The 25046-nt window shown below is 43.5% G+C and carries 14 protein-coding genes; 5 read left to right on the top strand and 9 right to left on the bottom strand.

Annotated features, from left to right (window positions below; genetic code table 11):
- Window positions 1-8 precede the first annotated feature (8 nt).
- Window positions 9-866 (bottom strand): carboxylating nicotinate-nucleotide diphosphorylase, encoded by an 858-nt coding sequence (nadC, locus tag B143_RS0101920; RefSeq protein WP_018121966.1) that lies wholly within the window; start codon window positions 864-866, stop codon window positions 9-11.
- A 157-nt stretch (window positions 867-1023) separates the two neighbouring features.
- Between nadC and nadA the strand changes: the two genes are divergently transcribed.
- Window positions 1024-2040 carry a quinolinate synthase NadA gene (gene nadA, locus B143_RS0101915; protein ID WP_282705066.1) on the top strand — a complete coding sequence of 339 codons (1017 nt, stop codon included), beginning with the start codon at window positions 1024-1026 and terminating at the stop codon, window positions 2038-2040.
- Here the strand turns inward: nadA and B143_RS0101910 are convergent, their stop codons facing one another.
- The 5 genes from B143_RS0101910 to B143_RS0101890 all read right to left on the bottom strand — a co-directional run bounded on the left by B143_RS0101910 (window position 2041) and on the right by B143_RS0101890 (window position 6593).
- Window positions 2041-2973: an NUDIX hydrolase gene (locus B143_RS0101910; RefSeq protein ID WP_018121964.1), complete on the bottom strand. Its 933-nt coding sequence runs from the start codon at window positions 2971-2973 to the stop codon at window positions 2041-2043.
- Between the two features lie 41 nt (window positions 2974-3014).
- Complete coding sequence (locus tag B143_RS0101905) at window positions 3015-3908, bottom strand: helix-turn-helix transcriptional regulator (protein WP_018121963.1); 894 nt, start codon at window positions 3906-3908, stop codon at window positions 3015-3017.
- 3 nt (window positions 3909-3911) lie between these two features.
- Window positions 3912-4049, bottom strand: coding sequence for a hypothetical protein (locus tag B143_RS0101900; protein ID WP_018121962.1), 138 nt, complete (start codon window positions 4047-4049; stop codon window positions 3912-3914).
- A 184-nt stretch (window positions 4050-4233) separates the two neighbouring features.
- On the bottom strand, window positions 4234-4944 hold the full coding sequence (locus B143_RS0101895) for a DUF726 domain-containing protein (RefSeq protein ID WP_018121961.1): 711 nt from the start codon (window positions 4942-4944) through the stop codon (window positions 4234-4236).
- A gap of 107 nt (window positions 4945-5051) precedes the next feature.
- Window positions 5052-6593 (bottom strand): BCCT family transporter, encoded by a 1542-nt coding sequence (locus B143_RS0101890; RefSeq protein WP_026165672.1) that lies wholly within the window; start codon window positions 6591-6593, stop codon window positions 5052-5054.
- A 321-nt stretch (window positions 6594-6914) separates the two neighbouring features.
- Between B143_RS0101890 and B143_RS0101885 the strand changes: the two genes are divergently transcribed.
- Both B143_RS0101885 and B143_RS0101880 read left to right on the top strand, forming a co-directional pair.
- The gene (locus tag B143_RS0101885; protein ID WP_018121959.1) at window positions 6915-8042 is read left to right on the top strand and encodes an aromatic ring-hydroxylating oxygenase subunit alpha; all 1128 of its coding nucleotides are present in this window, start codon (window positions 6915-6917) and stop codon (window positions 8040-8042) included.
- Between the two features lie 77 nt (window positions 8043-8119).
- Window positions 8120-9070 (top strand): PDR/VanB family oxidoreductase, encoded by a 951-nt coding sequence (locus B143_RS0101880; protein ID WP_018121958.1) that lies wholly within the window; start codon window positions 8120-8122, stop codon window positions 9068-9070.
- 56 nt (window positions 9071-9126) lie between these two features.
- On the opposite strand, the gene B143_RS0101875 is transcribed toward B143_RS0101880, so the two are convergent.
- Both B143_RS0101875 and B143_RS0101870 read right to left on the bottom strand, forming a co-directional pair.
- Window positions 9127-10041, bottom strand: a complete 915-nt coding sequence (locus B143_RS0101875; RefSeq protein ID WP_018121957.1) for a helix-turn-helix domain-containing protein — start codon at window positions 10039-10041, stop codon at window positions 9127-9129.
- A 251-nt stretch (window positions 10042-10292) separates the two neighbouring features.
- The gene (locus B143_RS0101870; protein WP_018121956.1) at window positions 10293-11390 is read right to left on the bottom strand and encodes a tartrate dehydrogenase; all 1098 of its coding nucleotides are present in this window, start codon (window positions 11388-11390) and stop codon (window positions 10293-10295) included.
- Window positions 11391-11564: 174 nt separating this feature from the next.
- On the opposite strand from B143_RS0101870, the gene B143_RS0101865 reads away from it, so the two are divergent.
- Entirely contained in the window at window positions 11565-12485 is a 921-nt protein-coding gene (locus B143_RS0101865) for a LysR family transcriptional regulator (protein ID WP_018121955.1), read from the top strand.
- A 130-nt stretch (window positions 12486-12615) separates the two neighbouring features.
- Complete coding sequence (locus tag B143_RS0101860; RefSeq protein ID WP_018121954.1) at window positions 12616-14007, top strand: NAD-dependent succinate-semialdehyde dehydrogenase; 1392 nt, start codon at window positions 12616-12618, stop codon at window positions 14005-14007.
- Between the two features lie 187 nt (window positions 14008-14194).
- Here the strand turns inward: B143_RS0101860 and B143_RS0101855 are convergent, their stop codons facing one another.
- Window positions 14195-24817, bottom strand: a complete 10623-nt coding sequence (locus B143_RS0101855; protein ID WP_018121953.1) for an autotransporter outer membrane beta-barrel domain-containing protein — start codon at window positions 24815-24817, stop codon at window positions 14195-14197.
- Window positions 24818-25046 lie beyond the last annotated feature (229 nt).

The following is a 25046-nucleotide window of genomic DNA, read 5'->3' as shown; positions in this document are numbered from 1 at the left end:
GGCATTTTTTATGGAGCTTTCGGTATAAAATCTAAGCCGATGTCCACCGAGCGTACGCTGTGTGTCAATGCACCGATGGCAATGAAGTCCACGCCAGTTTTAGCCACATTCAATACATTCTCCTGCGTAATGCCGCCCGATGCTTCTGTTTGGCACTTGCCTTCACATAAGCGCACCGCTTGCGTTAATGTTGCCGTGTCCATATTATCTAACAAAACTAAATGCACGCCTGCTGCCAATGCTTCTTTTAATTGTGTTAAGGTATCCACTTCCACTTCAATCGGAATCAGATGCCCTGCATAAGCTTTTGCATCCATAATTGCTTTTGTGAGACTGCCTGCGATCGCAATGTGATTATCCTTAATCAAAATGGCATCATCTAATCCCATGCGATGATTGCGCCCACCGCCAACGCGCACCGCATATTTTTGTAATGTCCGTAAGCCCGGCAATGTCTTACGCGTACAAGTGATTTGTGCCTTTTCATCTTTGACCATCATCACAATTTTATTGACTTGTGTCGCAATGCCGCTTAAATGCGTCATAAAGTTCAGCGCCGTACGTTCTGCTGCCAATAATGAACGCGCAGCGCCCGTCACTGTGGCTAAACACATGTTTGGCGTCATGGTATCACCATCTTTGACGTGCGGCGTATAGCAGATATTTTCATCAAAACGCAACCACGCTAAGCGCGCTAAATCCATACCTGCAACGATGCCATCTTCCCTAGCGATGACATGCAATGTGGCCTGTTGATCCTCACTGATGGTGGCTAAACTTGTGACATCACCGCGGCGGCCTAAATCCTCGGCCAATGCTGCATCTACATAAGGTGCTAACAATACATCTGGCAATGGGGCAATCATTTTTCATCCTCCCTGATTATTTATACTCATTTTGAGTATATATTTTTAACCGTTGAATCACAACAAAATAAATCAATGCAAAAGGGATTGCCAAGGCAGAATAAAAAAGTTATGCTCAAAATGAGTATAATAAAACCCACAGAGGATAGGAGTGATTGTGATTGAGAGAATCAAGGCGCAATTGGCCGCACATGATGCTGTGCTGATTGCCCATTACTACACTGACCCAGCCATTCAGGCACTGGCAGAAGCAACAGGCGGCTGCGTGGCAGATTCATTAGAGATGGCGCGATTTGGTCGTGATGCCAAAGCACAAACCCTCATCGTCGCTGGCGTGCGCTTTATGGGGGAAACGGCAAAAATTCTCAGCCCACATAAACGCGTCTTAATGGCAGATTTAGAGGCAACGTGCTCGTTAGATTTAAGCTGCCCGATTGATGAATTTTCTCACTTTTGTGATCAACATCCGGATCGCACCGTTGTGGTGTATGCCAACACCAGCGCAGCCGTTAAAGCGCGGGCAGATTATGTGGTGACTTCAGCCATCGGCGTTGATATTGTACGCATACTCCATCAACAAGGGCATTCCATCATCTGGGGGCCTGATCGTCATTTAGGGGCTTACATCAAAGCGCAAACAGATGCAGATATGCTGCTCTGGCAAGGTCATTGCATTGTGCATGATGAATTTAAAGCCTTTGAACTGCAAGCGCTCAAAGCTCAACATCCGAATGCCAAAGTGCTTGTGCACCCTGAATCGAGTGAAGCGGTGATTCAAGAGGCGGACATTGTGGGTTCAACTTCGCAGCTCATTGCAGCTGCCAAACAATTACAGGCACCCACGCTGATTGTCGCCACAGATCAAGGCATTTTTTATAAACTCTCGCAAGCCGTGCCGGATAAAACATTGATCATCGCGCCCACAGCCGGCAACAGCGCCACTTGTAAAAGCTGTGCCCTTTGCCCATGGATGGCGATGAATACTTTAGAGAAAATTGAGGCTGCCCTCACAGATTTTAAACATGAAATCATGGTCGATCCAATGATTGCTCAACAAGCAAAACGTGGCATTGATCGCATGCTTGACTTTGCAGAGCAGCGCAAAGTGAATCTACAAGTGCAAAGCGATACGCAAAAATATGCGGCGCTCTTCAATCATGTTGGGCCTGCATAATCAACGGGCAATCGGTAATTTACTGCCGGATAAGGAGCGTTCTAGGAGCACATCATCCCTAAATTGATACAATCGCGCCGGTCGCCCTTGCCCATTGTGATCAAAGGTGCCTGTTTCTTCAATGAGGGCTTGCTGCAATATAAAGCGGCGAAAATTCTGCTTATGGAGCACAATACCACCGAGCGCCTCAATGCTTTGTTGTAGTTGTAGTAATGTAAACGCTGGCGGCAACAGCTCAAAAATTACGGGGCGATATTTGATTTTCGCGCGTAAACGCGCCATCGCAGAGGCCAATACACGGCGATGATCATGGTGCATCGGCTGCCCTGAATATTGGGGCGGCAATGGTGCATCCGATGCCGTCGATTCAGGAATCATGCCCACTTCGTACATCAACTCATAGCGCTGAAGCACATACTCTTCATTCCATGTAAACGGCGCAATGCCCCAACACAATTTGACATGCTCCTCACGAAAACGCTGCTCTGAGACACTATTGCCAGCATTGATCCAATGGCGAAACAGTGGCAACAGATGCTGATCAATAAAACTTGGTCGCCCTTCTCGATGATCTTCCCACGGAAAATAATCATACCAATTGCGCCAAATGGCTCCGGTTTCTAAATGATTTTGCTCTTCACGCACCAATCCTAAATAGCTGATGTAAATCAGATAATGCCCGGAGGACGTTTTACGCTGCGTATCCACAAAGGTATAAAGCTGCTCAACATAGCCAAGCGGTTGATGCGTTTGCGTTTCCACCCATTGGCGCACACCAGCCTGCAAAGAGCGATGAATGGGCGACAAAGGGCCACAAGGCAACGAATTGCCATCTGCCACCGTCAGCACTTTTGCTTGTGACTCGGTGACGGCAATCAGAACGGCCGCGAGCTCTGTTGTCCCCTCTTCGTGCGTGTTGATCGGTGTTTGCATAGTATCCTAGTGATGATTAAAGCAGCATTATAGAGGAAAGATCACTCAGAGCTCAACAAATAGGCTTGCAGCCCCTCCTCAAGTTCTGTTTGCAAACCCGCAGGCGAGAGAATTTTGACATTCGGAACCCAATAACGCACCAACGCTAATATCTCTTGGGCACTGACATGTTCACTCATCACCACCAAATCACCATTGTTTTTCTCTTCAATGATTGATTGATTGGGCAATAATTTGCGCCGCTTAAAATAGATCGCCACCTCACCACGGACGAACACTGTCACTGCTTTGATCTGATTGCCATAATAGACGCTGTCAATGTTTTTGAGGTCCTCTAAAATGGCTTGATCCAACGTAAAATGCTCATTTTGTACACTGATGCCTTCAATGCGTGAGAAACAAAAGGTTTTGATCTGCCCTTGATCATCGGCCATCAAATACCAAATCCCCGAGCGGTTGATCAAAATATAAGGCGCCACGCGATAGCTCTTATGGCTTTTTGACTGATTTTTATAATAACTAAAGCACAACAGCTTTTGTGACTCAATCGCCGCTTTAATGAGGTCAAAATCCCCTTTTTTATGGGAGATGTCCTCATAATTGTGCCCTTTAACACACACGCTTTGCGTCAACTTTTGTTGGAAAAACTCGCGATCAAGTTTTGGAAATAGGTTTTGAATGCTCGCAAAATGGGCAAAGCGATCCACATCCTCAGGATACAACTGCCCCAATGAAGACTTTGACAGACTGTAATACTTTGGCCCTTGCTCTTCCCAATCAAGAAAAACCAGACGCTCTTTTAAATCGCGAATGATCGTGCGCTCTGTGACATTAAACTCTTCCGCAAGCATTGCCACTTGTAAGCGATCCCCAAGGTTGAGTTTCGCTAAAATCTCCCCTAGACGATGGGCCAATTGTGTATTTTTTGTTTTCATGGTTCATCCCTTGATTTGCCAATCATCCACGCCACATTTTGGGCACTGATGCGGAAAACTTAAATCATCACCGATGATTTTAAAGGTAAAGTGACAATTTTGGCACTCAAGAACGATGGGGGTTTTCAATGGGATCGGCATGGTTTTCCTTATCATTATTGGATTTATTTTATAGTTATTATATAACTGATGAATAAAATAAAAAACCCCAATCTTGATCAGATTAGGGCTCATTGATTCCAATATATTCACTTTATTATTTTCTTATATTCATTCATTAATTACATTATGAATAGATAATACCATTTATCTTTGCACGGTTGTGTCATTTAGTAAACAACGAATCAAGATTTTGATAATTTTTATACAATTGATCATAAATCGTCCCATAATGCCGCTTCCATTGACCATGACGGGTAATGATCTTACTACAATCGATGTTGGCAATCTTCGGATGTTGTGTTGCAATGGGCGCATAGCCAATCGGTGCACTGAGCCAGGCCATTGAAGTTCGATAAGAGTATTTAAGCACATCATCATGCATTGAGTGACAATTATAAATCCGTCCATTCACCATACGCGCAGCATTCTCCCAATCTTGACTCTGATTGCCAACGGCGCCACCTAATAAAATCACATCCTCAACAGAATACTGCGCATGACACAGTGCATAATAAATCACGCGGCAACCCAACGAATGCCCCACTAAAGTGATTGGCAATGTCATCTGTGACAATGCAGCCCCAAGCGCATGCCCCGCCTTCTCTGCATTCTTCATCGCGCGGTGCCATGGGTTTTTCAATAATGCACCCCATTTGCGTTGCAATAATGCATTCATCATCTCGCTGATGTCCGCCATCGATTGAGACGGCCACTGAACGCCATACACATTTGATGTGGCATCTAATGCCGATTCGCTTGTCAGCCATTCGGTAAAATCAGCATGGGTTTCATTTAAAAAGCCATTGATGAAAATGACATTGCGCATTGCAGGTGATGTTGCGGTGTGAATGGGCATGATGGCAAAATTTTTCATATGTACTTTATGATGAACGCATCATAATCAGTGGAATGTAACGACCATTATAACGAACAAAAAAGCCCCTGCAATGCTCTGCAAGGGCTTTGACCAATCAATCTCAACTAATCCACTGTGGGCGCGGGCTTAACCGCCACTGTTTCTGCTTGTAGATACGTATGCTGCACCGGTTTTAACTCACCTTTGAGCCCCTTATATGTGGAGATACAGATCACCAACATCATCACCGCTAAAGGCACAGACATCGCCACCAATGCCGATTGCAAGCCTGCTAAACCACCTGACACAATCAATACCGTGGAAATCGCGCCGATCACCACACCCCAAATGATCTTCACGCGATTTGTCGGATTTGGATTACCATTTTCACTCACCATACCCAACACGAATAACGCTGAGTTTGCCGATGTAATGAAGAAGATCATCACCAATACAATGGTTAAAATGCTGGTAAAAACAGGATATGGGAAGTTCTCTAAAAAGACAAAGAAAGCGGAGGTCACATCTTCTGCCACCACAGATGCCAATGCCGTTTGTCCAAGATTTTGGATGATGTGAATCGCACTGCCGCCCATCACCGCAAACCAGAAAAATGACCCCAACACAGGAATGAACACCGCGCCCACCATAAATTCACGAATGGTTCTGCCTTTTGAGATGCGCGCCACAAAACTACCCACCAACGGTGACCATGCAATCCACCAACCAAAATAGAAGAGCGTCCAATTTGCAATCCAATCGCCATTGCCATAAGGCTCTGTCCGCAAAGACATATTGATGAAGTTTTGCGCATAATCACCAATGCCTTGGAACAAAACTTTAAAAATGGTTTGCGTAGGCCCTAAAAACAGCACAAAACCCAGCATCGCAAATGCCAACAACATGTTTAAATTAGATAAATGCTTAATCGCCCCTTGCAAACCTGAAATGGTGGAAGCAATGTAAATGATGGAAACCACAGCAATGATAAAAAACTGTACCTGCGTTGACACCGGAATGTCCCATAAAATATTGAGTCCACTGTTGACCTGTAGTGTCCCAAAACCTAAAGATGTGGCAATGCCGATCACCACTGAGAAAATCACCAGAATGTTGATCCATTTGCCAAATGTGCCATAAATGCGATCACCCACCAATGGATAAAAAACAGAGCTCAAAGAGGCTGGCAATTTTTTTCTAAATTGAAAATATGCCAACGACACACCCACTAAAGCGTAACATGCCCACGCAGAGACCCCCCAATGGAGATACACATATTGCATGGCTGTTTTTGCTGCTTCCTCTGTGTGCCCCTCACCGACAGGGGGTGAAATGTAATAAGAAACCGGTTCTGCCACGCCCCAAAATACTAAACTGATGCCAATCGATGCGCTGAATAACATCGCCACCCATGTTAATGTGCTGTATTCCGGTCGGTCGTCGTCATCTCCTAATCGAATGTGACCAAAACGTGTAATGGCCAAATACATACAAAATAGGAAAAACACCAAGACTGAACCTAAGATGAACCACCCAAGATTGTTATAGATGAACCCTAAAGATCCCTTTGAAAATGCCTCCACCTGCTCTGGTATGATGACCCCTAGGGCGATCACAATTAAGCTCAACCCTAACGAGACATAAAATACCGCATTCTTACTCCGCATCATTCACACACTCCTCCATTATATTTTCTTATTCTGAGCATCAATTTGACACCCAAGGTTTACACTTTTAACTCATGATCAACCTCGACGTCAATAGTTATGTTTGTCATATGTAGTCCTACCTACATTGATTTTGATCAAAAATTTCCTGGTAAATTAACCACTAACCTATGATACCAATCAAAATTTAGTGATTTTATTCACTTGCAAAAATATTTTAAAGAATTTTCAAAAGAGCATTGACCCCTTAGAAATCTTGTTATAGGATCATCAAAAGTAAACCTAAAGTTTACATTTAAACTACAGAGGAGAGGCGAGAGTATGACAATGACAAAAAAAAACATATCCATTCAAGATCATATTGACTTAGACAACGCATGGACAATGCCTGCGCAGTACTACACATCTGAGGAGATTTTTGAAACGGAAAAAGAACGCATCTTTGCGAATTCTTGGATTTGTGTGGCACACATCAGCGAATTGGCAGAGAAAAATGCCTACATCATCCGAGAAATCATCGGGGAGAGCTTAATTTTAGTCAGAGGCCGTGACAATGTATTGCGCGGCTTTTACAACGTTTGCCCCCATCGTGGTCATCAATTATTGAGTGGCGAAGGTGGTAAAGCAAAAAATGTCATCACATGCCCGTATCATGCATGGGCATTTAAATTAGATGGTGAATTAGCCCATGCAACCAACTGTGAAAACGTTGCCAACTTTGATGCCTCTGCCATGAGTTTAAGCAGCTTTCATGTCACAGAGTATGCAGGCTTTGTTTACATCAATCTCACACAAGGTGAACCACAACCCATCGAAGCGCAACTACCTGGCTTAAAAGAGCAAATGGAAAATGCTTGCCCATCGATCAAAGATTTGAAATTAGCCGCACGCTTTGTCAATCCTACGGCGGCCAACTGGAAAACCATCGTCGATAACTACATTGAATGCTACCACTGCCCAACAAATCATGTGAGCTTTGCAAGTTCTGTGGACGTCAATGTGTATGAACACAATTTATATGACAATTGGACGGTACAAATCGGGCAAGCCAAACCATCAGAATCCTCTTATCAATTTGATGAATCTGTCAAAGACCCGAAATTCTACGGTTTTTGGATTTGGCCATGCACCATGTTCAACATGCCTCCAGGCGGCGATTTTATGACAGTCATTTATGAATTCCCGGTCAGCGCAGGTGAGACACTACAATTTTACGACATCTATTTCCTCAATGAGGAACTCACGGAGTATCAAAAGAACTTGATCGAATGGTATCGCACTGTGTTCCGTCCTGAAGATTTACGTTTAGTCGAAGGGGTGCAAAAAGGTTTAACCTCAAGGGGTTATCGTGGTCAAGGTCGAATCATGGCGGATCGTCAGCGCAGTGGCATCAGCGAACATGGCGTTGCCCACTTCCATCAGCACGTTGCCCGTGCCCACGAACAATAAATATTCAACTGAAAAGGCGAGTGAGCCATCCTCACTCGCGGCTTAATCATCACAATCATCGAGATAAAGAGGCTTTTATGGTTTCCGCTAAAATTCCAGTCAAAGTTGGCAAAATTGTGCCGTTGACCCCAACCATTAAACAATTTGAATTTCATCCCATCGATGCACCGCTGCTGCCCTTTAGCGCGGGCAGCCACATTCGTCTGCATTTAGATGCCATTGAGATGACCAAAGCCTATTCCCTCATCAGTGATCCGAACAATCCTGAGCATTATCAAATTGCGGTGCTGCATGCAGAACAATCAGCAGGTGGCTCACACCATATGCATCACGGTGTGCAAGAAGGTGACATCATTGAGATTTCACCGGCGGATAACTTCTTTCCTTTAAATGAAGATCCCACAGCAAAACATCTTTTCATTGCAGGTGGCATCGGCATCACGCCCTTTCTTTCCTATTTATACACCGTCAAATCCTTAGGGCTACCCTTTGAGCTCCACTACACGTTTCGTGATGGTCAAAATGCCGCCTTTATTGACCACCTAAAAACGGCACTGAAGGATCAGCTCTTTATTTATGACAATTCTCAAGATCAACAACTCAATGTGCAAACATTGATCGAGCAGCAGCCTAAACACAGCCATGTGTATGTGTGCGGCCCGCAATCTTTGATTAATGCCGTCATTGACGCTGGCACATCGATCCTTGGGGCAGACCATGTACATTTTGAGAATTTTACTGAAACAGGCAGCACGGGCGATGCCTTCGAAGTGGTGTTTAACCGCTCAGGCTTTAGCTTAATGGTGGATGAAAACACCTCCATTTTACAAGCAATCGAGGCAGATAAACGCATCAATGTAGAATGTCTGTGTCGCAATGGCGTCTGTGGCACGTGTGAAACTGCCATTTTAGAAGGCGAGGCGGATCATCGTGACCTTTATCTCGATGAAGATGAACAAGCCGAACAAAAGACCATGATGATCTGCGTCTCCCGCGCTAAAGGCAAACGCCTTGTGCTCGACTTATAATTTTTGTGAATCATCCTAGCCCTTCGGGAGGCGAATGCCTCCCATTTTTTTAGGGTCTAAGATTCGCGCCAAGCATCAGGCACGCTTTTGAGCATTAAAAAATGTCGGCCACTGTCATCACACCCTACGCTTAACTGCAATGATTTGCCCTGATACTCAAGGGTGCCTTGCCCCATTGAAACAATGTCTGCCAATGCTTGTGCCGCATCCATCGCCCATTGATACAAAAAGGCTTGCAGCTTTAAAAAATCTAATTGATGCGCCGCACAGTTGCTTGCCATAATGCCGCCCTTTTGATCCATGAACACCACCAATTCCGTTTGCTGCTGTAAAAAAAACTCAAAAAAACAGTGTTGCTGACGCAGTGCAATCTCTTCTTTCTTTTGCTTGGTGTAATCTAAACTGATGCCCACAATCTTGGTGATTTTACCATTTGGGCCTTTTACGCCGGCCGCCCTTGATTTAATCCAGCGCGACTCACCATTTTGGTGAATTTTAAAATCAAGCTCATGCGCACCGCCATTTTGAATAATTTTGGTATAACCGGCCAACAATCTGTCGCGGGATTTTTCCGTCATCAAGGATAAAAAGTCATCATTGCTGTGAATTGCCATGCCATACACTTGTTCAACGTTGTCAGAATAGCGCACCTCATCGGTAAGAATGTCCCAATCCCATGTCACAATCTGATTGGATTCATGCAGATAAAAATCATTGATGTGACGCGCTAACAGCTGTTGATTCTCATCTTTTTCCGCGCTGCCATAATACTCACCATATTTGAGCCAAATTTTATCCACATCCAAAAATGCGGCCAAGCGTTCTAAATTTGCATCATCGATCATGCCGCCTTTGGTCCATTTATTCACGGCTGTTCTCGAGATGCCTAAAGCTTCAGACACTTTACGCTGGCTCCAGCGCTTATGTTTTAATAACTGAAGCAATCGATCTCCAAATGTCTCTTTATTCATGAAATGTTTCCCATTGCGTCATGATCCATTCAATCCTCACGCAGTGAAGATTGCCCTGCCCTCCATTGAGGGTTTGATGATTCTACCATCTCTGATGCATCCATGTCTTTTAAATGCAGATAATTCTCATTCTCAATTATAATGATGAATGCCCGCCCATTCTACCGTGTTCATGGCCAAGAAAAAATCACCCCCATCAAAAAAGCCCTGAAAAAGGCTTCCTCTTTCAGGGCAATGACAACGATTCATCACTATGCGTGGGCTTCTATGATGCGCACGATGGCATCCCCCATAGATTGTGTGGACTCATTGCCGCCCATGTCTTTTGTATAAGGACCTGTGGCGAGCACTTGCTCAATGGCTTGCAAGATCGCATCATGCGCCGCTTGATAACGCTCACAGCCCTCTAAATCACCAAAGAAATTGAGCATCATCGCCCCCGACCAAATCATGGCAATCGGGTTGGCAATGTTTTGCCCATAAATGTCTGGCGCAGAACCATGCACAGGTTCAAACAAGGATGGGAAATTGCGCTCAGGATTGATGTTTGCAGAAGGTGCAAGCCCCATTGTGCCCGTGCAAGCGGGCCCTAAGTCAGATAAAATGTCACCAAATAGATTCGATGCCACCACCACATCAAACTGCTCAGGACGCATCACAAAGCGGGCACATAAAATATCAATGTGCTGCTTATCGCATGTAATCTCAGGATAATTCGCTGCCATGGCCTCAACGCGCTCATCCCAATAAGGCATGCTTAACGCTAAGCCATTGGATTTTGTGGCACTCGTCAATTGCTTGCGCTCACGCTTTTTCGCAAACTCAAACGCATAACGCAAAATGCGATCAATTCCACGCTTACTGAACACAGATTCCTGCAAGACAAATTCATGCTCTGTGCCTTCGAACACTTTGCCACCAATGGCTGAATACTCCCCTTCTGTATTTTCACGGATCACGTAAAAATCAATGTCCCCAGGTGCTTTGTTCGCCAAAGGTGACGTCACGCCCGGAAACAGTCGCACAGGACGAAGATTCACGTATTGATCAAATCGGCGTCTAAATTGCAGTAAAGAGCCCCACAAGGAGATGTGATCGGGCACCAATTCTGGCCAACCGACGGCACCATAATAAATGGCATCAAATGATTGTAAGGTTTCAAACCAATCTTCTGGCATCATCGAGCCATGCTGCGCATAATAGTCGCAGTTTGCCCAATCAAACACTTCAAACGATAGATGAAGATCATACAGTGCCATCACGCGCTCTAAAACCTTTAATCCTTCAGGCATCACCTCTTTACCAATGCCATCTCCTGCCAATACTGCAATTTTAAATGTGCGGCTCATGCCTTTCTCCTTAAATGGGTGATTATGTTGTCTGTTGTGTATGAATCATGACAGAAAAAATCACACTCATCAGTCACATTTTAGAAACTGACTCTCTCCATAATGGAAACAATCCGTGACAATGCCTGAAAAAATCGTTAAGTTATTGGCCATCCATTTTTGAGAAAACTGCCCATGAATCATTTTCAAAATTTTCCACAAACCAATGATTTATATATCTTTCTCATGGTGGTGAAAAACCGCAGCTTCATACAAACCGCCGATGCCCTTGGCGTCTCTCGCGCTTACATCTCTAAACGCATTCAAACATTGGAAACAAATTTAGGGTATCAATTGCTGCACCGCACCACGCGCACACTCGCCCTCACACCGCAAGGAGAAAAAGCCCATCAATGGGCACAAGAGATTTTACTCAATGTGCAGCAAATGGCTGAAGATCTGACCGAAAACAGCCATCAACCTCAAGGACATTTAACCATCACCAGCAGCTTAGGCTTTGGGCGGCGCTATGTTGCGCCACTGTTGTCCGACTTTGTCACACAATACCCTAACATCACACTGCGTTTTGACACCATTGACCAATTGCAAGATTTGATTGCTGAACATGTGGATTTAGACATTCACATCGGCAACCACATTGCCCCAGACATGATCGCAAAGCGCTTAGCCCACAATCGCCGCATTTTGTGCGCATCCCCACAATATCTTGAGCGCTGCGGGAAACCTGAGCATCTGACAGATTTGCTGAACCACGATTGCCTCATCATCGAAGAGCGTGATGCACCCTATGCCCTTTGGAAATTCACATCCGCAATGGGTGAGCAACAGATCAAAGTGAGCGGAAAATTGTCCTCAAACAATGGCGAACTCATTCGACAATGGGCTCTCGATGGCCATGGCATTATGCTGCGCTCACAATGGGACATTCATGAGGATTTGTGTCAAGGTTCACTCATCCGCGTATTAGACGATTACTGGCAAGATGCGGACATCTGGGCCGTTTACCCCACGCGTCTGAATCACTCGGCAAAGCTCAAAAGTTGCGTCAACTTTTTGGCAGCACACCTGCCTGATCGACTGAAGCAAAGTGATTGAGGGCACTGAATCATTCAAAATAAACTTTAAGTTTACATTTAACAATTTTGTAAACTACAATTGAACATTCTATAAAAAAATGGTATCAAAATAGAAAGATCACAAAAACGACGACACCTAAGGAGAATGTATGAATGAATTATTAACCGTGACCAATCCAGCCACTGGCGATGTGCTGGCGAATATCGAATTAGACACCGAATCCACCATTGAGCGTAAACTCAAAGCGGGACACGAGGCCTTTAAAACCTTCAGTAAAACCAGTGCATATGCGCGCGCTGCCCTATTGAATCGTTGGGCTGAACTGGTGCTAGAAAATCAAGAATCCCTGGCCACATTGATGACACAAGAAAATGGTAAACCCCTCGCTGAATCCCGCGGTGAAGTGGCATATGCGGCCAGTTACCTGACATGGTTTGCAGAAGAAGCCAAACGCCTATATGGCCGCACCGTGCCCGCTAATGGCACAGACAAACGCCTCATTGTCACGCGTCAAGCCATTGGCCTTGTGGCGGCGATTACACCTTGGAACTTTCCGGCAGCCATGATGACGCGAAAAGCAGGCCCTGCTTTGGCCGCGGGCTGTACCTTCATTGTCAAACCTGCTGAAGATACACCACTGACCATGATCCGCTTAGTCGAGCTCGCCCATGAAGCCGGCATTCCCGAAAATGTGGTGCAAATCGTCAATGGGCGCGGCGCCGATGTGGGCCCACTTTTCACAAAAAGCCCATACGTGCGCAAAATCACCTTCACTGGCTCAACGCCCGTAGGTAAATTGTTGATCAAAGAGTCCGCGGAGACGGTTAAAGGTGTTTCAATGGAATTAGGCGGCCATGCACCTTTCATTATCTGTGAAGATGCGGATATTGATGCGGCCGTCAGTGCAGCCTTAGCCTCTAAGTTTCGCAATGCTGGCCAAACCTGCGTATGCGCCAATCGTTTTTTAGTGCATGAAGCAATCGTAGATGTATTCAGCGAAAAATTTGCCAATGCAGCCAAAAATCTCAAAGTGGGCAATGGTTTATTGCCCGATGTGGATGTCGGTCCTGTCATCAATCAAAAAGGTTTTGATAAAATTGTGGCACAAATTGAAGATGCCAAACGCAAAGGTGCAACAGTCTTAGCAGGCGGCACAACTCATCATGATGCAGACAAAGGCTTTTTCTTCATTCATCCAACTGTGCTTGGCAATGTCACTCTTGAGATGGACATCATGCATGAAGAGACATTTGGGCCGGTTGCACCCATCATGACCTTTAAAGATGATCAAGAAGCCGTAGACATTGCCAATGGTACCCCCTTTGGCTTAGCCGCTTACTTTTTTACACAAGATTATCGCCGCGGCATCCATTTCCAAGAGAATCTTGACTTTGGCATTTTGGGGTGGAACGATGGTTTACCGAGCACCGCGCAAGCGCCATTTGGCGGCATGAAAGAGAGCGGCATTGGCAGCGAAGGTGGCTCAGAAGGCATTGAACCTTATCTTGAAACCAAATATCTCTCCATTGGGGGATTATGATATCTCTATTTCATCCCCGTGACTGTATTGACAATCGCCGTCACAACTTTGCATGATCTTGGCGTATATTTTTCGCCATTTCTCCAGTGACAATATTGATAATGGCCAATGATGAAAAGGATGCCTACACACATCAAAAACACCCCAAAGTTTAACTCACTTTGGGGTGTTTTAATCTCAATGATGCTTAGAATTGGTATTTAAAACCAATGTTAAAGTTGTAATTTTTATGCTTATGTTTGCCTTGACGATAATTGATCTCAGAATTGATCGTAAAATTCTCATTCATCTTAGCTTGTACGCCAAGCTTTGCTTCGTAGAATAAGCCAGGTTTACCAGAAGATAAACTTCGATCATCGTAGCTCACTTTAGAGGCAATGTCGTCATACCAAAGGTTAAACGCTGCATAAGATTTGACATCACCTGTTTTGGGGTAAACATATGCCCCCACTCTTGAAATCACATGACCTTTTTGCTGTTCACGGATGTCAGTGCCATTAAAATCACGATAATTGTCCACCTTATAATCGATATAGCTGATTTGTGCTTGCGGTTCCACCACCAAATTTTCACCAATGGCCATCGGATAACCGCCCTGCACACTCACCGTCCACAATCGTGAATCATATGAGCTTGAAGCATTATTGAGGGTTGTCACTGTATTATCATACTTGCCATATGAAATCGTGTAATCAATGAATGGACTTAACGCATCGTCCGCATTCTTAAACCAACTGCCATATAAGCCGATGCTTTGCCCTGAGATAGAACCTGTGCTGCGTGATTCTGTGATGCGATTCCAGCCTTTAGAATCCATCGAACTTGTTGAGATCATTCCGCCGACAATCACCAAGCCATCCCCTGTTCTAAAGCCAGTGTCTGCCCCTAATACAGAAGCAAACCCTTTATAAGTGTAATGGATCTGATCACCTGCAATGTTGCCTTTATCATGGGTGCCCGTTTCATTGAACCAAACCGAACCGAGATATTGGCCATCTGCCGTCATGTTTCGATCTAAAGCACGCAAGCCACCAGAACCGGCGGCCAGTGCGCCTGAAATGTGTGAACCATAACCCGGCAATTGAGATCGAATGGTCCCCATGCTATTTGCGATGGTGCTGCCCACATCCGGGCGATATAAATCTCGATACGAGGTTAAATACCAGTCTTGATCCTCTGCATTTCTCGATAAAACATACTCGTTGATGCCTTTGACCACGGTATTTTGTAATTCAAAAGCATTGTCATCCGATGAGCCTGCATCAATGATTTTGATGCCCAAAGGCGATGTCATGCCGCCTGCAACATTGCCAATATCCGTGATGTGTAATTTTGTTTTGCCCGAAATATTGCCAGAGACAATCAACTGATCCGCTAAACTCGTCGTTTGATTGCCAAGGTCTGTATTCATATACAGCACAGCATTGTCACCCGCTGTGTAGTTACCCTTAATGATCAAGCGATTGCCCGCCGTCGTATTGGCATTGCCGATATAAATCTTATTGTGGTTATTCACATCATGATTCACTGTTAATGTGGCATTGCCTTGTGCATAATCTCGATCAGGGCTCTGTCTGACATCTCGTAAATTCACATCGATGGTGCCATAGTTATTGACAGTTTGATTCACTGTACCGGTCCCTGCCAATGTACTGCCTTGAGCAATGTTTAAAGTGCCTGCCATGCTTGCACGTGACTTCTGATTGGTGCCACCTAATACGGCACCTTTTTCTAAGAACACAGTTCCGGCCTTAATCTCAGTATTGCCCGTATGTAACAACTGATTCGCAATCCTTAACGTGCCATTGCCTGATTTAATGAAATCACCGGTGCCCGTCATCTGATTCACCCATCGACCGTCTGCCAATAGATTCAGATCAACCGTGCCATGATTGACAATCTTCGCAGTGCCGAGCTGTTTTTCAGAGGTGACTGACAATGTTTGATCATTGACATTCAAAGTCCCAGAAAATGTATTGGCATCCGCGGTTAAAGCGACATTGTCATTAATATTGATCTTGCCTGAACCTGACAATCCATTTTTAAAATTTACGTGTCCATTGTTAATGTCTAATGTGCCACCGACATCAATGGCGCCATTGCCTAACGACCCCGTTTCAGACAACTGAATTGCAGCGCCTGAATGAATCGCAACATTGGCCATTAAATCCATGTTGGCTGTTGTGATGTTTAAATCACCACCAGAGATGATCAAATCCCCTGCGCCCATTAATGCGCCTGAAGAGGTGGATCCTTTTTCCGTCATGGTCAATGATCCACCGGCAAGATTCAATGTTCCCGCATTCGTCAAACGGCCAATGGTTTGTTGTTGACCATTTAAATCAACGGTTGTAGCCGTCGCTAAATTTAACTGGGAAGTTTGCCCAAAGGCATTGTCACTGCCAGCCGTCACTAAGCCTGCTGTTACATTCGTTACACCTGTATAAGCATTGTGACTATTGTCTACAATCATGCCTTGATCATCACTCGTTAGGTTTAAATTACCTTGCCCCGTGATTTTAGCCGTCATTTGATTGTTGCCACGATTAATGGTCGTAGAATCAAGCGTCAGTGTTTTACCATCGAGAATATCAAGCGCCACCAAGCCATACGTCACGCCTAGACCTTTATTTTCCACCAAGTGATAGTTGTATGTCGAATCTGCAATTTTCTCGCCGTTTAGCACAATGTCATGATGCACATTGTCCAAGATTTCTTTGCCATGTTGATCCTTAAGGGTTAAATCGTTCACATTCAAGCCACTTGAATCCTTCGCTGTAATAATATTGGTGACTAAACCTGTTAATTGATCAAATAAGTTCGGTGACTCATTCACATCAACACGTGGGATATATTCAGTATTGATCATGACTGTCGTGTTAACACCCGTCGAACTTAAAGTGCCTGTAGCAATCGTTTCTTTGTCACCATTGAATGACAAATGACCGCCATTCAATGTTAAGCCGCCGATGGTTTGAGTACCTGCACCCACCGTTGTAACATTGCCAGCACCCAGAGATATATTGGCATTTTGTAATGCTTGAGTATTATCACCCGATAGATGAAATTGCGTATTCTCCAGATTCACAGTCCCAGCAAAATCACTGCCCACATCTTTGCCAAAGTTAAAGCGATTGCCGGCTGTTTGGACATCTAATAGACCTGAACCCGTAAGATTATTGTTAAAGCTAAAATCACTGCTTGAATTCACTGTGACACTGTCACCAACCGCGGCAATGTTGAATTTTGCGGCATCATTTAATTGACCATTTTCTATCAATGTTAGTTTAGAACCCATTGCAATGTTGAGGGTACCTGTCAAATCCTTAAGATGAGTATTACCTGCATTTAATGACAAATTAGAGCCAGATAAATTTAAATTTCCATCTCCACTGATTATATTCGTGAGTTCTCCAGTCATCTTATCTAAATTAACGGTACCACCTTGCACAATGCTGACTGAACCTTTGCCTAGTTGGCTGAATTCCGTAGTTGTTAAGCTACTTGTAGCATCGACTGCAAATATTCCCGCAAAGTCTTTATTATCGCTACTAAAATTAACAGTGGCATTATCTGTAATATTCACAATTCCTGAGCCATGTAAGACATTCTGAACGGCTGAAGTAACGTTATTTAAGTTCAGCGTTGATGTTTCTGAACCAAAATTAATTTGCCCTAATCCTAAAGCTGATTGATTGCTAACAGTTAAAGAAGCTTGATTACCTATATTATGCGCACCCATAAAGCCTGAGTTATCGGCTGTTAATGCAATATCTGCATTTGTATTAACTACACCTGATCCTGCTAAGGTATTTCCAAAAGTAGCGTCAGCATTTAAATTCAGTGCACCATCCACAGCCACTTGGCTAGTACCTAAAGTGCCTGCATCTGATAATGACATTGACGCACCGGAATGAATGCCTATGCTGGCATCTAAATCCTTATTCGCTGTCGTGATACTTAAATCACCCGCTGAAATGATTAAATTACCTATGCCAGACAATTCACCTGATGATGTTGAAACACCACCTGCATTCGTGATGGTTAATGTGCCATCTGCAAAATTAACTTTACCATCATTTGCTAGGCTACCAACGGTTTGTTTGTTACCGTTTAAATCAACGGTTGTACCGGCTGCTAAATTTAACTGTGATGTTTGCGCAAAGGCATTGTCACTACCCACCGTCACTAAGCCAGCTGTTACATTTGTGGCACCTGTATAAGCATTCTTTTCATTGGTTAAAGTTAGCCCCTTATCATCACTGATTAATGCCAAGTTCCCTGTGCCAGTCAAGGTTGCTGTCATGTTTTTATTGGCAGCACTTGTTGAATCGAGCGTCAATGTTTGACCATCCACAATATTCAAAGCGCTCAAACCATAACTAACGCCCAAACCACCTGTATTATTAAGGGCATAATTGTAAGTACCTTCTGCAACTTTTTGGTCATTTTGATCAATATTTCTAATGGTGCCAGTGCCCACAGTGCTACCATTGAGCCCTTGCAAAGTTAAATCAGAGAGTTTCAGGCCATCATTATTTGTAGCTGTGATTAATTGATGATTCTGACCACTGTTTTGATCAAACAAGTTCGCAGCAGTGCCATCTGTTGGCGAAATCGCATCCAAATCCACTTGGATGATACTTGAGCCATTGTTTGCCAAAGTATTTGTGGTAATGGAGCCCGTGCCTTTAAATACGGTTTGACCGCCCTCTAATGTCAAATTTCCAATGGTTTGGTTAGCTGTATCGATTGTAGTTGTGTTACCCGTACCAGTTACTAATGTTGCATTTTTTAGTGCTGCTGTATTATTACCAGTTAAGTGAAAGGTGCTGTTTGCTAAATTCACAATCCCTGCAAAGTCACTGCCCACATCTTTGCCAAAGTTAAAGATATTTCCTGTTGTTTTAACATCCAATAAACCAGAGCCAGTGAGATAATTATTAAAGCTAAAATCACCGCTTGAATTGACTATGACACTGTCACCAACTGCAGCAATATTAACTTTAGCCGAATCATTTAATTGACCATTTTCCGCTAATGTTAGAGTAGAGCCAGTTGTGAGATTGACAGTCCCTGTTAAATCCTTAAGATTAGTGTTGCCTGTATTCAATGACAAATTAGAACCGGATAAATTCAAACTCCCAGTTCCACTGATTATATTCGTGAGTTCTCCAGTCATCTTATCTAAATTAACGGTACCACCTTGCACAATGCTGACTGAACCTTTGCCCAGTTGGCTAAAATCTGTGGTTGTTAAACTGCTTATACCATCGACTGCAAATGTCCCTGTAAAGTCTTTGTTATCAGAACTAAAGCTCACGAAAGATTGATCAGAAATATTCACCATACCAGAACCATGTAACACATTCTGAACCGCTGAAGTCACTCTATTTAAGTTCAGCGTGGATGTTTCTGAACCAAAATTCACTTGCCCTAATCCTAATGCAGATTGACTGCCAACGGTTAAAGAAGCTTGATTCCCTATATTTTGCGCACCTGTGAAGCCTGAGTTATCACCAGTTAATGCAATATCTGCATTTGTATTAACTACACCTGATCCTGCTAAGGTATTTCCAAAAGTAGCGTCAGCATTTAAATTCAGTGCACCATCTACAGCAATTTGGCTAGAACCTAAAGTACCCGTATCTGATAATGACATTGACGCACCTGAATGAATATCTATACTGGCGTCTAAATCATTGTTTACCGATGTGATGCTTAAATCACCCGCTGAAATGATTAAATTACCTATGCCAGACAATTCACCTGATGATGTTGATGCAGCACCACCCGCATTCATGATGGTTAATGTACCACCAGCAAAATCAACTTTACCCTCATTCGTTAGGCTACCAACGGCTTGAGTTTTACCATTTAAATCAATGGTTGTACCGGCTGCTAAATTTAACTGGGAAGTTTGCCCAAAAGCATTGTCACTACCCGCCGTCACTAAGCCAGCTGTTACATTTGTGGCACCTGTATAAGCATTCTTTTCATTGGTTAAAGTTAGCCCCTTATCATCACTGATTAAGGTTAAGTTCCCTGTGCCAGTCAAGGTTGCTGTCATATTTTTATTGGTGGCACCTGTTGCATCTAACGTCAATGTTTGCCCATCCACAATATTCAAGGCACTTAAACCATAACTAACACCTAAACCACCTGCATTATTGAGAGCATAATTGTAGGTGCCTTCTGCAACTTTTTGATCATTTTGATCAATATTTCTGATGGTGCCTTCGCCTACTGCACTGCCATTGAGCTCTTGCAAAGTTAAATCAGAGAGTTTCAGGCCACCATTATTGTTAGCCGTAATTAACTGATGATTCTGGCCACGATTTTGATCAAACAAGTTCGCAGCAGTGCCATCTGTTGGCGCAATGGAATCTAAATCCACCTGAATTATACTTGTGCTATTACTTGCCAAAGTATCTGTGGCAATGGAGCCTTTGCCTTTAAATACTGCTTGGCCACCATCCAATGTTAAGTTCCCAATGGTCTGATTATCCGTATCAACTGTGGTTGTATTGCCTTTACCAACCACCAATGTTGCATTTTTTAGTGCTGCTGTATTATTACTGCTTAAACTAAATGTGCTGTTCGATAAATTCACAGTCCCTGCAAAGTCACTGCCGACATCTTTGCCAAAGTTAAAACTATTGCCAGCCGTTTTAACATCTAATAAGCCAGAGCCAGTAAGGTGATTATTAAAGTTAAAATCACCACTTGAATTCACAGTGATGCTGTCACCAACTGCAGTAATATTCACTTTAGCGGCATCATTTAATTGACCATTTTCTACCAATGTTAGATTAGATCCAGTTGTTAGATGTATTGTACCTGTTAAATTTTTCAGCTTGGTATTGCTTGTATTCAATGACAAATTTGTACCAGATAAATTTAAATTCCCTGCACCACTGATTATATTCGTGAGTTCTCCAGTGATCTTATTGAGGTTCACAGCACCTGATTCAGCAGCTGCCACACTTCCTGAACCCAATTGGCTCAGTTTAGTAACGTTTAAGTGACTCGTGCCATCAATAGCAAATGTTCCTGCAAACCCTGTATTGTCCGCAGTCAAACGCACATCAGAATGGTCAGACACATTGATTGAGCCCGCGTCGCTCATGGTATTGTTTAAAGCTGTATCCATCGTCTGGAGCTTTAAAGCACCCGCGATGGCAATGTGACCGCTGCCCACTGTCGCATTTTTAATGAGCGTTAATGCCGAACCGGATGCAATCGAGACATTGGCACTTAAATTGGCATTCTCAGCTGAAACAGATAAATCGCCCCCAGCAATATTTAACTGACCTGCACCACGCAAACCATCCTTAGCGCTTGATGCTCCGTTGCCTGTGAGCGTTAAACTCCCGCCTGCAATGTCTAAACTGCCCGCATTCGTTAAGCCACCAATGGTTTGTTTGTGACCACTTAAATCAACAGTTGTGCCAGCTGCTAAATTTAAATGAGCGGTTTGACCCAAAGCATGATCACTGCCCAGCGTCACCATGCCTGCGGTGACATTCGTGGCACCTTGATAATCATTGAGTGCATTATCAATCGTCAATCCTGCGGCAGTACTCGTTAAATTAATGCCGCCAAGCCCAGTTAACTGCGCATTCATCACTCGACTGGTTGAAGTCGTTGAGTTTAATTCTAAGATTTTATCCTCATGGATATCGATTTTGCTTAAGCCATAATTCAAAGCTAAACCATGATGCTCTTTTAATGTGTAGTGATAAGTGCCCTCAGCAACTGCATGACCATTTTGCTTAATTTCAAGTTCCGTACCCGCACCAAGCACTTGTCCCGCAAAATCTTGTAATGATAAATGATCAAGATTGATCGCACTGGTGTTGGCAGTAATCAACTGCTTACCCACACCTGAGTTTTGATCAATGACGTTCACAGATTCTGTATCTGTCACATCCACTTGAATCACACTATTCTTTGCAGTGTTTGACAAATGATCAGTGACGATGCTGCCTGCATCCTTAAACACCAGCGTTGCGCCATCTAATTCTAAATTTTTAACTGCCTGATTTTGCTCTTCAACTGTCGTGGTGTTGCCAGAGCTTAAAGATAACGTACTATTGGCTAAAGTATCGGTATTTGTTCCACTTAAATTAAACGTATTATTCTGTAAACGCACATTGCCTGTGAAATCTGAACCCACATTATCATCAAAATTAAATGCAGACTGATCACCCGTTAAATTGAGTTGCCCTGCCCCCGTTAAATGTGTTTTTAGCGCATTCGCTGTGTGATTCAGCGTACCGGCAACTTCTGTCGTGCCAGAACCGAATTGATTGAGATGATTGGTATTTAAAGTGCCACCCGCTGCCACAGTTAAATTGCCTGTGAGCCCAGTGTTGATACCTGTGAGCGTGACTGTCGCACCTTTATCAATTGTCACCGTGCCATCCCCAACCACAGAGGCTGAAAAATCGCCCGTATATTGATCGCCTAAAGTGAGTGCGCTTAACTGATCAATATGAACAGTGCCCGTTGCAATATTGTTTGATGCGGCTAAAGTGAGCGCCGTTTTGTCTAAATGGATATTTGCAAAATTTTCAAATTTTGTATCGGCTTGGGTTTTAAAGATGGAATCTTTCACATTCAGTGTATTTGTACCTGCCCCGGCATCTAATTGATTAATAATCACAGCATGATGATTTGAATCAATGTTGCTTAATTCAAAGAGATCATCACCGCTGCCCGTCATCACGCCATGGATCTGGCTAGGATTATTGATATAAACTTTATTTTGACCCTCACCTAAATTCGCGATGCCCAATAGTGATGCGCCACTTTCAATCGTTAAGGTATCATCCCCGCCATGAGTGATGAGATGATCAATCGCCCCTGTATTGGTGATGGTGTTGTTCACATCACCATTGTCAAAACGTATATATCCCGTGATCACGCCTTGATTGACGAGCTCTCTTTCAACCGTGCCCAAGATTTTAAGAGCAGTCGCCCCAGTGGCATTAATGTTAACGCCATCCTCAACCTTAATGACATCTGCAACGGTGCCCCCCGTGATTTCTACGCCAACACCCGCGCCCGTTGTGCCCACAACACCTGTATGATCCGTCACATTAATGTTCAAATGTGCACCCGCTAATTGTGAAAGATCCTGAGCTAAACGCAGTGCTGTGCCTTTGCCTTTCACAGTCAGCTGATTAGTTCCGCCCGCATCACCTTTTGCAAAGGTCTTATTGTTGAGGTCACTAAAACCGATGCCATCTTCAATATTGATGTGTGTATCTTTAAACGTAATGTGAGCATTCGCATTGTTATGCTCAATTGCTGTGCTCGTTGTGCCATTTGCATTGATGGTTGTGCCCGTGATTGTATGTACATTGGCCGTGTTGCCATTGAATTCTATGCCGGTGGCACCTTCTGATACATTAATTTCGCCGCCCACTAAAGCTAGATTGAGATCGCCATTTTCCTGCGCATGACCGACTTTAATGCCTGCGCCACTTAATGCGGTTAAACTGCCCGATGTGCCATCAAGCTTCATGGTTTTATTGGCGGTGGATAATAATTCAATGCCTGCTGTTTGACTGGTGATGGTGCCTTGATTGGCGAGTACAACCTCACCATTTTCGCCATTATTGTGTTCAATGTGCATGCCGATATCCGCATCAATTTTCCCAGCATTTCGGGCGTAAATACCGCCAGAACCGGTTGTCTTACTTGCACTAATGCCTGTGCCCGTCATCCTTAAATCTGTTTCATCACCTAAGTTAAAGACGACATGATCTGTGCCTGTTGCATTGTGGTTAATGCCTGTCGTATTGGTGGTGGCATTATCAATGCCATTTGCATAGGCAGCACCTGTATTTGTTTGATTTAAAATGATGCTTGCCCCAGCGCCAAAACCCTTATCATCATAGGTACCGATGCTAAAACCGCGGTTTGTATTGGTGCCCAATAAAATATTTTGCGCCGCAATCAATTCAAACTTAGCACCATCCTCAAAAGTATACATAAAAGCACGATTGTCTGTATTCGTGATGTTAGCTGTTGTGCCTGTGCGATCAATTTTAACATCCGCACCCTTTTTAAAATCCATCGTGGCGGTATTAATCACCGCGCTACTATTTTGAAATGATACAAATATTGGATTGGAATGAACCACATGATATTGACCCGTAAAAATTATTTTATTGATCTCGCCAATTTCTTGACGTGTCACTGGGGCAACCACTCCCATATTTCCCATCGTTGCAATGGCATTTGAATTACCACCACTGCCACGCATGAATGTATGTTGAGAGGCAGAAAAATTTTTAATATTGTCATACACAACATTGATGTCGGGATCTGTGCTTTCTACCCTCACCATACTGTAGTAGTTCGCAGTATCAATGGACATGTTTTGTAAAATCAGTGTACCACCACCCTTATTAATGCTTAAACCATTACTGCCGCCACTGGTGACTTTCAATTCATATTGATGATTACCATCAATGACGATATTGTTTTTTTGAGAAAAGTTGACTGCAATATAGCTACCAAGCGTAATGTTATTGCCTAAAGTAATGTGATCATAAGCGCCCCCTTCAACAGCTGTTTTAAATTCAGCGGCTGTATTGACTGTGATCGACTGCGCGTTAACACCTGAAAGGACGCTCAACAACGCCATGCATATAAAACCCTTCTTAAAAAAAGTGAATGGGTTGTCATCGACACGCGCCACAGATGTCGATGCATTTTGCATCCCTTTTGCCAATTCACTGGCCACAACCCATTGATTAATTTTTTTATTCCAAACAATTTTATATACTTTATTCATAGTCAGCCCTTAATAATCTTGCAATGTTTTCAGGTATTTACAAAACTCATGTGCAGCCCAATCAACTCTTTGTAAATCAATATTTTATATTAACATATATCTCATGAGTTAATTTTATAATCAAGTTTTTAAAAATCAATAAGTAAAAAATAATAATTTGATTTAGATAATTAAATTATAATTTAATGGATGATTGGAGATTTAGGCGCTAAAAAATACGCTCAACAAT

The organism is Wohlfahrtiimonas chitiniclastica DSM 18708 (genome assembly GCF_000375345.1).
In the GTDB taxonomy this organism is placed as follows: domain Bacteria; phylum Pseudomonadota; class Gammaproteobacteria; order Cardiobacteriales; family Wohlfahrtiimonadaceae; genus Wohlfahrtiimonas; species Wohlfahrtiimonas chitiniclastica.
Note: the sequence above shows the minus strand (reverse complement) of the source record. Positions and strands in the feature narration are given on the sequence as shown.